This window comes from bacterium (genome assembly GCA_041648665.1).
Lineage (GTDB): Bacteria > UBA10199 > UBA10199 > 2-02-FULL-44-16 > JAAZCA01 > JAFGMW01.
Window position 1 is genome coordinate 1 of record JBAZOP010000019.1, and the last position, 11,750, is coordinate 11,750.

The 11,750-nt window shown below is 61.6% G+C and carries 12 protein-coding genes, 2 tRNA genes and 1 other RNA gene; 1 reads left to right on the plus strand and 14 read right to left on the minus strand.

What is annotated here, in order from left to right; translation table 11 throughout:
* From WC683_08265 to WC683_08280, 4 genes are all read right to left on the minus strand, one after another.
* The coding region (locus tag WC683_08265; GenBank protein ID MFA4972596.1) for an adenosine deaminase family protein at positions 1-983 on the minus strand (983 nt) is incomplete at its 3' end.
* A gap of 13 nt (positions 984-996) precedes the next feature.
* Positions 997-1,707 (minus strand): hypothetical protein, encoded by a 711-nt coding sequence (locus WC683_08270; protein MFA4972597.1) that lies wholly within the window; start codon positions 1,705-1,707, stop codon positions 997-999.
* Positions 1,708-2,874, minus strand: coding sequence for a transketolase C-terminal domain-containing protein (locus WC683_08275; protein ID MFA4972598.1), 1,167 nt, complete (start codon positions 2,872-2,874; stop codon positions 1,708-1,710). It abuts the gene before it with no gap.
* 1 nt (position 2,875) lies between these two features.
* The gene (locus WC683_08280) at positions 2,876-4,636 is read right to left on the minus strand and encodes an FAD-dependent oxidoreductase (GenBank protein MFA4972599.1); all 1,761 of its coding nucleotides are present in this window, start codon (positions 4,634-4,636) and stop codon (positions 2,876-2,878) included.
* A gap of 790 nt (positions 4,637-5,426) precedes the next feature.
* On the opposite strand from WC683_08280, the gene WC683_08285 reads away from it, so the two are divergent.
* Positions 5,427-6,740 (plus strand): hypothetical protein, encoded by a 1,314-nt coding sequence (locus WC683_08285; protein ID MFA4972600.1) that lies wholly within the window; start codon positions 5,427-5,429, stop codon positions 6,738-6,740.
* 22 nt (positions 6,741-6,762) lie between these two features.
* Here WC683_08285 and WC683_08290 read toward each other — a convergent pair whose 3' ends face one another.
* The 10 genes from WC683_08290 to WC683_08335 all read right to left on the minus strand — a co-directional run bounded on the left by WC683_08290 (position 6,763) and on the right by WC683_08335 (position 11,704).
* Positions 6,763-7,617 carry a cation diffusion facilitator family transporter gene (locus tag WC683_08290; GenBank protein MFA4972601.1) on the minus strand — a complete coding sequence of 285 codons (855 nt, stop codon included), beginning with the start codon at positions 7,615-7,617 and terminating at the stop codon, positions 6,763-6,765.
* A 45-nt stretch (positions 7,618-7,662) separates the two neighbouring features.
* Positions 7,663-8,010 (minus strand): hypothetical protein, encoded by a 348-nt coding sequence (locus WC683_08295; protein ID MFA4972602.1) that lies wholly within the window; start codon positions 8,008-8,010, stop codon positions 7,663-7,665.
* 110 nt (positions 8,011-8,120) lie between these two features.
* Complete coding sequence (recR, locus tag WC683_08300; protein MFA4972603.1) at positions 8,121-8,708, minus strand: recombination mediator RecR; 588 nt, start codon at positions 8,706-8,708, stop codon at positions 8,121-8,123.
* Positions 8,705-9,019 carry a YbaB/EbfC family nucleoid-associated protein gene (locus tag WC683_08305; protein ID MFA4972604.1) on the minus strand — a complete coding sequence of 105 codons (315 nt, stop codon included), beginning with the start codon at positions 9,017-9,019 and terminating at the stop codon, positions 8,705-8,707. Before WC683_08305 ends, recR begins: the two co-directional genes overlap by 4 nt.
* A gap of 7 nt (positions 9,020-9,026) precedes the next feature.
* A complete protein-coding gene (gene dnaX / locus WC683_08310) occupies positions 9,027-10,646 on the minus strand; it encodes a DNA polymerase III subunit gamma/tau (protein ID MFA4972605.1) in 1,620 nt (539 codons plus the stop codon).
* 22 nt (positions 10,647-10,668) lie between these two features.
* Positions 10,669-10,767, minus strand: an RNA gene (gene ffs / locus WC683_08315) — signal recognition particle sRNA small type.
* 69 nt (positions 10,768-10,836) lie between these two features.
* Entirely contained in the window at positions 10,837-11,244 is a 408-nt protein-coding gene (locus WC683_08320; protein ID MFA4972606.1) for a peptide chain release factor-like protein, read from the minus strand.
* A 6-nt stretch (positions 11,245-11,250) separates the two neighbouring features.
* Positions 11,251-11,338, minus strand: a tRNA-Ser gene (locus WC683_08325).
* Positions 11,339-11,364: 26 nt separating this feature from the next.
* The gene (locus WC683_08330; GenBank protein ID MFA4972607.1) at positions 11,365-11,526 is read right to left on the minus strand and encodes a hypothetical protein; all 162 of its coding nucleotides are present in this window, start codon (positions 11,524-11,526) and stop codon (positions 11,365-11,367) included.
* An 89-nt stretch (positions 11,527-11,615) separates the two neighbouring features.
* A tRNA-Ser gene (locus tag WC683_08335) sits at positions 11,616-11,704 on the minus strand.
* Positions 11,705-11,750 lie beyond the last annotated feature (46 nt).

The window sequence follows — 11,750 nt, forward strand, 5'->3', positions numbered from 1 at the left end:
TTTGCCAACATCTCCTTGAGCGGATGCTTGTCGATGGACTTTATCCGAGGCATGGTCTGCAGGTTCGAGGTGAGGCAGACCTCTACGGTGATGCGGCGGTCCGCGATATATTCCCACAGTTTGCGCACGTAGGTCTCTTTCTCTTCCTTGGTGGGCAGATCGACCATCTCCGCGTCGAAGAGATGGGTGCCGTGGCCTATGCGGTCCGCATGGCAATCGGTTATTGCCTGGAAGATGGATGCCGGACCGTACGCCTCGCCGGCATGGACCGTCTTCTTCATGAAGTTTTTGTGCGCCAGGTCGTAGGATTCGCTGTGCTTCTCGGCCGGATACCCGTGTTCGGCCCCCGCAAGATCGAAGCCCGCGATCGGTATCCCCAGATCGTCGCGCGCATGGATGAGCGTGCGTACGAGGTCCTGCGATGCGAGCGCCTGGAGCTCGTCCATCGGCATGTAGGGATGTATCTCCACGAGTCTCCGGTAGTACGAGGCCGACTGCGCGTCGAACATGCGCATGGCGCAGCCGATGATGCCGTAGTGAAATTGCGGCTCTCCGCCTGATCTTATCTCCGGCTTCGAGTTTATCTCTTCCTCGGCGCGTTGCATCCCCCGGTTTACGAATTTGAGCACGTCGTCCGCGTTCATCGAGGGGTTCGCGTGCAGCTGCGGCGCAAAGCGCACCTCGAGGTATCGGACCCCCTCGGCGAAGTTGTCGAGGCACAGCTCGTAAGCCGCTCGCTCCAGCGCCTCGGGCGTCTGCAGCACGGCTGTGGTGTACTGGAATCCCTGGAGGTAGTCGACGAGGTCGCGATAGCGGTTTTTGAACACGCTCTTGCGGAGCCCTTCCTCCGTGTACGAGGGCAGCGCGATCTGCTGGTTCTTCGCTAACTCTATCAGCGTATCGAGTCTGAGGCTCCCGTCCAGGTGAACGTGGAGATCGGTCTTGGGTATTGCGAGCAGAAACTCCCGAGGGTATTTTGTCATTTAAGATGTCTCCTCATTCGTCTGTTTTTATCGGCATGCTGCTTTTGCTTTCGGCCTCGTATATCGCGAATTCGCCGGAGAGGGCGGCGTTGCGCATGATCTCCACCGACTGCGACGGGTCGCAGCCTTGCCTTGCGGGGCAGGCGGCGAGCACGTGTATGAATCTGAATCCCCGGAGCGATCGCGCCTTCTTGAATTTGCCGTCGAGATCCATGGGAAGCGCCGGAGTCGTGGAGGCGCGGTAGGGAACCTCGTGCGCTGCGACGATATCGTCTATGGGCGCCCGATTCTTTCGGTCGGAGGGGCTGGAACTGTCGCACAGGACGTAGATGATGTCCTCGTCGCGGAGGGCGGCCTCGATGAGTTGCGGGAGACCTGCTCCCAGTGCATCGTCTGCGTCCGCCCACGCCACGACCGTCGTTTCCTTTTTCCCCGTCTGATCGAGCGCTGCGCGCACTCCGGAGGCGGATGCTGCGGCCGTGCCTTCGGCTGCGTGCAAGATCGAGACGCAGGCGCCCGTATAGGGGAATGGACCCATCGAGAAGGTCGTGCAGGAGCGCGGGATCACCATGATCGAATCGGGGCCAAGCGCCTTGAGCGCCAGCCTCAGGGCGAGCGCTGATCCGCATCCCGGGCAGGCTGCGTGCCCGGCGGAGAGGAGTTCGCGCAGGTCATAGCCCTGCAAAGAGACGCCCTGCCCTGTTTGCTTCGGATCCTCTTTCATCTATTCCCTCAACCCTATCCAGATCGGAGCTGCGCCTGCATCCGCTTCCCTGGCGCGGGAGCAAGCCGTTGCTATGTCCGCTGGGCCCACGGTCCTTCCCCCCAGGCCCGCGTGCACTGCCACCGTGATCGGCGCGCCGGGTATGCCGGCGAGCGCGACTTTTATCTCCTGGACCAGCGCTCCGCCAAGGCTGTGCCCGGGGCTGTTGTCGATGACCACGAGTCTCTTGGTCCCGGCCTTCATCCCCGCGATTGCGTCCCTTATCTCCATGACAGGGGTCGGAGAGAGCATCCTCATGTTGATGAGCCCCACGGATTCGCCCCTCTGTCTCAAACCCTCCGCAGCTGTCCGCGCGGATTCGGCGATGGCGCCGGACGCCACGATCACGGTTTCCGCATCCTTCGCGCCGATCTCCTCGATCGCCCTGTACTTGCGATCGAACGTCCTCGAGAAATCACCGGCCGTATCCGCGAAGGCTTGTTCCACAGCCTTGTGCGCAGAGCCGATCTTACGCCGGAACTCCATGTCGTAATCCGGGCCCACGTACGGACAGAGGGCGCGGGGGTTTTTAGGATCGATCGCGAACTCGCTTCGGGGCTCCCCGAGGAAGCGATCCACCGACTTTTCCTCCGGGATGAACGCCCTTTCGTTATCCCCGGCAGGGGAGAGGGGGTCGTAGCAGACCATGGCCGGGAGCCTCGCTTTCTCTGCGAGCCTGCAGGCGATGATGGCGGAGTCGATGATCTCCTGGCCGGTCCGGCAGAGCAGGGTTATCCAGCCCGTGTCGCGCTGCGCCGCGACGCCGGTCATGTCGCCCTGCGTGCCTGCTGCCGGGCCCATGGCGCCGGAGGCGCAGGCCAGGACTATCGGGAGCCTGGCGTATGCGGTCCAGAAGAGGATGTCCTGCGCAGCTGCGAGCTGCTCTGCGGACGCCGCAGCGAAGACGCGCGCGCCTGCCTGCGCCGCGCCCGCGGCGACGGCCAGGGCGGAGCGGCCGGATTCGGCCGCGATGAAGCGGCCGCGGCCCGCGTTTTGGCATTGAGAGGCGAGGAGCGCACGCAGCTCATCCTGCAGCGCGCCGGACGCGGCGCATATGACCTGCGCGCGCGTGAGCGCCGCCGCTTTTGCCACCGCCTGATTCAACGTGATGGGCCCTCCCTGTTTCATATCAGGCCTTTTTCTCCTCGCTCGCCATTTCTATCGCGGCGCGCGGGCATTCGGTCTTGCAGATGCCGCAGCCCTTGCAGTGATGGAGGTCGAGGTCGTAGCCGCCGTCGCGTTTCGCTATGGAGAGGTCCGGGCAGTATATATAGCAGTTGCCGCACTCGGTGCAGCGGCCGCAGTGGAAGCAGCGGGCGAGTTCCGCGGCCATTGACTTGGCGTCCAGCGGGCCTTCGATCTCAGCGAACGGCTCGTCGGCGACGGAGGCCTTGGCGTTCCTCCGGGGCGCGGCAAATGGAGCGGAGTCGGCGAAGTAGGCGCTGTTCAAGTCTTCGAAGCGAACGACTTTATCGCGGAGCACGGCGGCGCCTATCGTCTTGCGTGCAGGCGACGAGCCCAACCTCTTCTCGACGTATCTGGAGATCAAGGCCGGGCCGCTGCCTTCAATGCTGCACCCCTCGATCGATCCTACCCCTCCCTCGCCCCTGAGGAGGCAGTCGATCGCTATCGCGGTGCGCTTGCCCGCTGCCAGCGCATGGACCACCGAGTGCGGGCCGCCTGTGAAATCGCCGCCCGCGAAGACGTTGAGCCATTCGGTGCGGCCGGTCTCGTCCACTATCAGCGACCCCCCCTGCACGTGCAGGGAGGAGGGTATTATCGAGGTGTCGATCCTTTCGCCCGGCGCTGCGATGACCGTGTCCGCCGCAAACTCGATCTCAGAGGCATCCTTCCGGCAGGCGACTGCCGACGCGCGGCCCTGGGCGGTCAGCACCTTCACCGCTTCCGTCATCTCCTCGATCTTCACTCCCTCTTCGAGGGCCGCGTCTATCGATTCTGCGAACGCGCTCATGGAATCGCGCGGGCCCGCGAAGATCACCGTGACCTCGGCGCCGAGCCGGAGCGCCGTGCGCGCGGCGTCGATGGAGGTGTTGCAGCCGCCGACGACCACGACTTTCTTGCCGAGCTTGGGTTTATGTCCTTCGCTCACCCCCTTGAGGAATGAGAGCCCGGGGATTACGCCGGAGACGTGTTCTTCTCCGAGTCCGAGCGTCTTGGCGCGCAGCGAGCCGATGGCTATGTAGACCGCATTGTATTCCTGGCGGAGCGACTGCATGTGAGTCGCGTCCGGCACCGGCTTCGAGGTCTTTACCTCCACGCCCATCGAGGCGAGCCTTGCGATCTCGCGGTCGAGGATCTCCTTGGGCAGGCGGAAGGATGGGAGGCCGTAGCGGAGCATTCCGCCGGCCCGCTCCGCGCCCTCGAAGACGATCACGTCGTGGCCCATCCTGCGCGAGTGGTATGCGCAGGCGAGCCCTGCGGGTCCTGAGCCCACGACCGCGATCTTTCTGCCCGAGGCCTTGAAGAAGGGCTGCGCCGCGGGGAGGGCTCCTGCCTGCGAGTCCCCGACCGTGCGCTCGAGCGACTTTATGTTCACCGCCCCGCCCAGTTTGCCCCGGTTGCAGGCCGTTGTGCACGGGTGCGTGCAGACGCGTCCGGTGATGGCGGGGAAGGGGTTCTCGACGGTCGCCGCCTCATAGGCCTCGGCCGTCTTTCCGGCCTGAAGCAATCTGATCCACGACTCCACGTCGCTCGCCGTGGGGCATGCGCTCTGGCAGGCGGGGACGCATTCCACGAACACAGGCCTCTGCGTCCTGCACAGGCCCGTGTTCCTATGCTCCATCGTGGCGATGGAGACCGGGGAGAGAGGCATCTTGCTCTCGGTCATGAGCTCGATCGGCTTCGGTATGGTTGTTTCCGGCTTTTTCATCTCCCCCTGAACCCCTGTTTGAGGGATCATTCATAGCGTATAAGTAGTCGAAGTCAAAACCAAATCTCCGTGTCCCAGTTCTCAAATCGTTGCGACAGGCTCGTCGGGGACGCCCCATTGCGACGGCGCCACTCGCTCCGTTACTCGTCCGAAAAAATCGGCTGGTTTCTGTGAACTTGGTGTCTTCCTGCCTGTCAGGCCCCAAACTCACGAAACCAGTCCGATTTTTCCATTCCTCATGCACTACGCTCGAAGCCGCGCCCGATTGTCGCAAAGGGGCGTCCCCTGCGCCTGTCGCAGTGATACTACTGAAAGGCTTGGAAGCGGAGCCTGCCCCTCAATGGGACCGCTGCGCTAACCATATGAATTATCAAGTTTATTTATCGCACAACAAAATACAGGGGGGTGCCGATATAGACGAAGGTCCGATATATGGACAGGAGGCCTAGTGTTCCCTGTTGGCCAGACGAATGTCTGTGTCGCTGGTGCAGGCGTATTTGTGAACGCGCCTGGAGTGAGTGCCCCTGCGTTGGGCGGCATTTCGATTTTCTCCAGTATGGAAACAATCGCCTCACACCTGATCCATTCTCCATTCGCAAATATCCGCATGCATCCGCTCTTCACCGCGCCTCAATCCATAACCTCAGGCGGATCTGGCGACTCACCATCCGCGCCGGGCGGTATCGGCGGCGGCGATGATGGCGGCGACGGGGGAAACAAGCGGAGACTCTCGAAGCTTGTCGATGAGGTTGCATCATCAACTCAGCCGTGGGCACGGGGAGAAGTTCTAATGGTGTTGCCTGAAGCCGTCACTGCGGCCCTGAAGTTTGGCTATACCTCCGATCAGGTCCGCGATCAGTTCGGACGGATGGTGCAGTTCTGGCACGACGACCCGAGTGCATCTTTCTTTAACCTGGAGCGCGCTTTCCATCTCATGAGGAAGCGATGTTTCGATCGCGAAAAGGCTTTCGCCCTGCTGGATGCCCTCATCAATCGTGTCCTAACTAGGCGTGAGGTCATTACGGTGGCGGGCGACGATGCGGAGGTATTGAAGCGGTACTTCGCCAATGGGGGCAGCGGACATCTGCGCTTCAAGGGGAGACTCAGCGAGGATAAACTGGGAAGGGATTATGACGGCGCGATCCTCTATCAGACCGCACTGCGACACCTGTATAAAAAGGAGAACCGTGACAATCGCTACGAGCTCGATGCGTTGGAGGGGCTCGTGAAAGTCCTTCGAGAGTTTGATGGCGATATCTCAGGCAAGGAGGAGCTGATCGAGGAACTCGTGCTCTCCTGCCGCGGACACGCGGGTATCGCCTTCAAGGTCTATGAGACGGCCATCCGACAGGGGATTGGCGAGGAAGAGGCCTTGTCGCTCATCATCGGTTCGTGCCAGTTCATCGATCGCATTCGTTCGTGGATGTTCTCGAACGGTGAAGCGCCCATATCTATCCTCACGGGTCTCGTGCCTGTGTTGGAAGCGGGACAGCCCGTGGCCGAGATCATGGAGATTCGCAAGGCTGTCCTCGTCGCGGACCCCAGCTACTTTGAGTTGCGGGAAACCTACGACACCCTCGGCAAGGCATATGAGGCCACCAAGGGTCGGCTGGAGGCGCACGAGACCCACGCCTTCTTCCTGCGGCTCATTGAGCAGTACGGCAAACAAGCCTTCACGATCTTCGGCGCCCTGCCTGCGGCATGGGAGCAGTATCCTCCGGAGCGCGTGCAGTCGCTCTTTCTCGACAATGGGCAGGGCGCCACGCGATTCGGATGGGCGTTCGTCTTTCTCGCGCGCCATTGGCTCGACATGCAGATGTCATTCCCCCGGAAGACGGAATATGACTATGCGATCCTGGATACACTCCTTCAACGGGTGCTGAGCGAACAAGGCAGGCGGCATCTCTTTGCCTGGCTTTCACGGATCGAGGAGCGCGCCGGCGAAACGGACCTTTATGACTATTTCCGCAACGCCTTTAGCAGAACCACGTTCGTGAGGATCTTTTCAGGTTACTCGGACGTGAAGGGTGGAGAGGAATTCCAGATTCCGCCTTTCCTGCTCCCGGTTTCAGACGGGGCTGCGGGCGAGGATGGTGGAGCGTAATTCTATCCTTGGAACCCGGAGTCTAGACCGGGTCCGTGTGCACCGTGACGTACGAGTTGGGGATGGCGTGTCTGATGTCGGCGATGATCTGTTCCGTGAGCAGGTGCGCGTCCTCGAAGGAGAGGCCGCGCTCGACCTCCAGGTGAAACTCGATGTGCTTCTCCTGGCCGACCATGCGCGTGCGGAGCCTGTGATAGCCGCGCACCCTGGGATGGTACGAGCGCACGCAGTGGTCGATCTTGCGGATCATGTCCCTGGGAAGGGAGAGGTCCATGAGCTGCGAGATCGCGTCGCGCGCGATGCGGACCGCGGAGATCGCGATGTAGAGGGAGATGAGGATCGAGATGATAGGGTCGGCGTTCTTGACCTGCGCCCACCTCTCGAGCCCCAGTGCCACGAGCACGCCGGCGTTGGTCCAGACGTCGGAGCCGTAGTTGAGCGCGCTCGCGGCGAGCGCGGTCGAACTCTCGCACTCACCGACCCTCTTTAGCTTCCTCGCCAGCCAGGAGCTCACCACCAGCGCCACCACTATCATGCCGAGGCCCAGCTCCTCGTCCTGGAGATGATAGCCGTCGATGATGCGGTGGAAGGACTGCCAGATGAGGAAGGAGGCGGAGACCGCGATGAGGGTTGCCTGAAGAAGGCCCGCTATCGCCTCAGCCTTGCCGTGGCCGTACTGGTGCTTGTCGTCCGCAGGCTTTTCAGAGGTGCGGACAGCCGCAAAGCCAATGGCCATGGAGAATATGTCCATGAGCGAATCCAGCGCCGAGGCCAGCACCGCCATGGACATGGTGATGAGCCCCACGACCACCTTCGCTATGGCGAGCGCCGCGGAGACGGAAAGCGCCACGAGCATGCTGCGCGACTTGAGGTTCACGATAAGGATTAATAGTTGGGTGGGGATAGAAATGCAATGATCGGCTTATCCGGTGATCTTTTGTGGAACAACCGGTTCGGTGCTTGTTTTTTCTGGGGGCTCGCCGCAGGTGATGTTGATTCCGCCGGACTTCGTGCTGTCGCCTGACTCCGTTACAACCGGTTGCGCCGGTGTTCCGAAGCTGGGTGGTGCGCCCAGGCCCGCGGCGCTGATGCACGCGCCTACGTTCGGCTGGCTCAGGACGCATATCAACGTCGCCTGGCCTGCCTCAAGCATTGCCTTTGATTCGGCGATATCAGGGTTTACTTTGGGTTTCTCCGTGGCCCCTGAAGTGGTGGTCGAATTGGTATTGGTGGTTTTTGCCGTCGAGATGGATCCCACTGCATCTGACATGCCGCCTCCTGATGATATGCTGCCCCCGACAATATTATCGGCAGGCAGGCCCCCGGGAGTTGCGTCCCTTAAAAATTAAATTGTTTAATGATTACCAATGGTTAAGAGGGTCAGATCTCCCTACGCTCCTCCAGCGCCCGGGTGAGGGTGGAGGCGTCGATGTATTCAAGGTCGCCGCCGACCGGGATGCCTGAGGCGAGCCTTGTGACCCTGATGCCCGTGGGCTTGATGAGGCGCGATATGTAGAGCGCGGTCGCTTCTCCTTCGACCGAGGCGTTGGTGGCCACGATGACTTCGGAGACGCCGCCTGACTCCAGCCTGCGGATGAGGTCCGCGATCTTGAGGTCTTCGGGGCCGATGCCGTCCAGCGGCGAGAGCGCGCCGTGCAGAATGTGGTAGCGGCCGCGGAAGGAGTGCGTGCGCTCCACCGCCATCACATCAGAGGGTTCCTCGACCACGCAGATCGTCTCCCGGATGCGGCGTGGGTCGCTGCAGATCCCGCATGGGTCGTGTTCGGTGAGGTTCTGGCATTCCGAGCAGAGGCGGACCTTCTCTTTGACGTCCGAGAGCGCGCCTGCGAGCGCTTCGGAATATTCCTTCGGCTGGCGCAGTATGAAGAACGCCAGCCTTTGAGCGGTGCGCTCGCCTATGCCGGGCAGCTTCGCCAGCTCGTGTATCAGCCTGTCGATTGGAGTCATCCGAACATGCCCCCGAGCCCGCCCATCCCCCCCATCATCGAGGAGAGCTCGGACTGCGCCGCCTCCGTCGCCCTCTTGAATGCCTCGTTGACCGCCGCCAGCACCAGGTCCTGCAGCATCTCCACGTCGCCCGCGCTCGCCACGGAGGGCTCGATTGAGAGCGCGATGAGCTCGTGCTTTCCGTTGACCCGGGCCGTGACCATGCCTCCGCCCGAGCTGGCCTCGAACGTCCGCTTTGCCAGTTCCTCCTGTTTCTTCGCCATTTCGGCCTGGAGGGCCTGCGCCTGTTTCATTATCGATTTCATGTCCATGTTCATCTCACTTTGCGCTGGTCTTCACGTCGTGCAGTTTCGCTCCGAGTATGTCGGCAGCCTGGCGCACGATGTCGTCGCTGAGCGCCTCTTTCACCAAGTCCTTGTTCTTCTGCGCGCGGCCGGGTTTCTCACCCGCTTTCTCCTGTGGTGCATCCTGATTCAGGACGAGCCTCATCGGCCTCTTGAAGAATCTCGCCAGCAGGGACTCGACCGCGGTGCGCCTCTCCTCCTCGGCTTGCATGTCGGCGAGATGGCGGTTGTCGAACCTCACCTTCGCCGTGTCCTGCGTCAGCGATTCAAGCGACCCCTGATCGAGGATGGCTGCGGCCTGAGGTTTCTCGGTCACGAGCCATCGCATGAACTCCTGCCAGCGGCGCTCGCCCTCCACGTCCACGGGCTCGAAGGCGAGGTTCGCCGCGTGCGGATCTGCGGCCTCCGGCTCCTTCGTCTCAATCTTCGTGGGCATCGGCGTTGGCTTGCCCTCGCCCTCCAGCAGGGCGTCGAGCTTCGCCACGATCTCGCTTATCTGCTGCGAGGGACCCACGCGGGTGAGCCTCATCAGCCCCACCTCCAGGAGCATCTTCGGGAAGGGCGAATGCGAGACCTGCTCCGAGACGTTGTACCAGATGGAGAATATCTGGTGCAGCTCGGTCGCCTCCGTGCGCGCCGCGAGCTTCTTCAGGGCATCGGCCTCGTCGGAGGTGAGGTCGAGGTTCATCTTCTCCTTCCCGCACTCGGAGAGCACGAGCAGGTGCCTCAACACCTCGAGTATGTCACCCGAGAAGCGGACGAGGTCCGCGCCGGTCGCGAAGACCTCGTCGAGCGCCGCTAGCGCGCGCTTCGCGTCCTTTTCGAGCGCCGCCTCGACCGTGCCGAAGAGCAGCGCCCTGTCGAGGAATCCCAGCATGCCCTTTATCGAGTTCGAACTTATCTCTTTTCCGGAGTACGCGATCGCCTGGTCGAAGAGCGACTGCGCGTCGCGCAGGCTTCCGGTCGCCTCCCGCGCGATGAGCCTCAGCGCGTCCTCCTCTATGGATACGGACTCCTGACTCGCGATCTTCGAGAGCGTCGATGCGATCAGCACGGAGGGTATGCGCCTGAAGTCATGCCTCTGGCAGCGGGAGAGGATCGTGGCCGGAATCTTGTGGGATTCGGTGGTCGCGAATATGAAGACCGCGTGCGCCGGCGGTTCCTCCAGCGTTTTGAGCAGCGCGTTGAACGCCGGCGTGGATAGCATGTGGACTTCGTCGATGATGTAGATCTTGTAGCGGCCGGAGGAGGGCATGTACTTCACCCGCTCGCGGATCTCGCGCACGTCGTCGACCCCTGTGTTGGAGGCGCCGTCGATCTCCTGCACGTCGAGCGACCTGCCCTCGGTTATCTCGCGGCAGGGGCCGCATTCCCCGCAGGGCTCGAAGTCCCTGGGCTCCTTGCAGTTGAGCGCCTTGGCGAGTATTCGCGCCACCGTGGTCTTGCCCACGCCGCGCACCCCGGTGAACAGGTAAGCGTGATGGATCCTGCCCTGGGCGAGCGCATTTCGGAGCGTGGTGGTGATGTGTTCCTGTCCCACCACCTCGGAGAATCTTTGGGGGCGATATTTTCTCGCCAATACTTGGTAGCTCATAGGATGTTTGAAAAAATACAAGGGCGGCCAGGTTTTTCCACGGCGCATCGACGAGCGGGTACCGTTGCTCCCTTCCGGGCCTGGCGGGGTTAGCCGCCGCCCGATCGCATGGGACCCGACCGCCCCCGTAATCGCGACTCTTCACTCGTCTAGCCGGAGGCGGCCTCAAAAGGCAAGAGGATTTCGCCCCTCATTCGTCGAAGGAGGGGGGCTTCCTCTGGCGTTTCTTCTCGGACTGCCTGTGCTTCAGCTCCAGGACCTTCTCTTTCGCGCGTCTGGACCTGCGGCGTTTCTGTTTTTTCACCTTCCATCGGCGCTGCTCCTCCGCGCTCTTCCTGCCAATCATCATCCGCTCTATCTTCTCCATGAGCCGCACGCGCGCGAGGTGGCGGTTTATCGCCTGGCTGCGTTCGGTCTGGCAGCGGACTTCCATGCCGGTGGGCGGATGGCGGAGTACGACGCATGTCGACGTCTTGTTGACGTGCTGGCCGCCCTTTCCCGACGAGCGGATGAAATGCTCGATGATGTCGGCCTCCCGTATGCCGAGATCACGCATCCGCTTTGCCAGCAGGGTCTGCTTCTTCGGGGAGACGGGCATAAAAATTGGCGGAGAGGGCGGGATTCGAACCCGCGGTACCTTTCAGTACACACGCTCTCCAGGCGTGCACCTTCGGCCGCTCGGTCACCTCTCCGGACTCAGTCTTCTTTGATGCGATATTTACTTTCCGCCGATCAGCTGTTTGACGCTGCCGTCGTTCTTGTCTACGAGCACGAGGCTGTACTTGCCGTCGGTCGATCGACCGGACTTGATGATGTATTTATTGCTGAAGAAATAGACCACGACCGCCAATAAGAGTATCGCCAGCACTATCTTCCTCATATCTTCCTCCTCTTGTATTTTTGGAAGTATAATTAATTGCCAACGCCGATGCAATCGTCAGGGGCGGTAAAAAAATTAGGAACATTCAGCGGAGAGGGTGGGATTCGAACCCACGGACCTCCTTTCGAAGGTCAACGGTTTTCGAGACCGCCCCGATCGACCACTCTGGCACCTCTCCGCTCAACATCCAAGCCCCTATCTTGAAAGAACGAACGAAACTTGCC

Excerpts from the sequence above, each read along its gene's own strand:
- recR (MFA4972603.1), bottom strand. The coding sequence starts at position 8,708 with ATGACTCCAATCGACAGGCTGATACACGAGCTGGCGAAGCTGCCCGGC.
- WC683_08305 (MFA4972604.1), bottom strand. The coding sequence starts at position 9,019 with ATGGACATGAAATCGATAATGAAACAGGCGCAGGCCCTCCAGGCCGAA.
- WC683_08295 (MFA4972602.1), bottom strand. The coding sequence starts at position 8,010 with ATGTCAGATGCAGTGGGATCCATCTCGACGGCAAAAACCACCAATACC.
- dnaX (MFA4972605.1), bottom strand. The coding sequence starts at position 10,646 with ATGAGCTACCAAGTATTGGCGAGAAAATATCGCCCCCAAAGATTCTCC.
- WC683_08280 (MFA4972599.1), bottom strand. The coding sequence starts at position 4,636 with ATGAAAAAGCCGGAAACAACCATACCGAAGCCGATCGAGCTCATGACC.
- WC683_08330 (MFA4972607.1), bottom strand. The coding sequence starts at position 11,526 with ATGAGGAAGATAGTGCTGGCGATACTCTTATTGGCGGTCGTGGTCTAT.
- WC683_08270 (MFA4972597.1), bottom strand. The coding sequence starts at position 1,707 with ATGAAAGAGGATCCGAAGCAAACAGGGCAGGGCGTCTCTTTGCAGGGC.
- WC683_08285 (MFA4972600.1), top strand. The coding sequence starts at position 5,427 with ATGGTGTTGCCTGAAGCCGTCACTGCGGCCCTGAAGTTTGGCTATACC.
- WC683_08275 (MFA4972598.1), bottom strand. The coding sequence starts at position 2,874 with ATGAAACAGGGAGGGCCCATCACGTTGAATCAGGCGGTGGCAAAAGCG.
- WC683_08320 (MFA4972606.1), bottom strand. The coding sequence starts at position 11,244 with ATGCCCGTCTCCCCGAAGAAGCAGACCCTGCTGGCAAAGCGGATGCGT.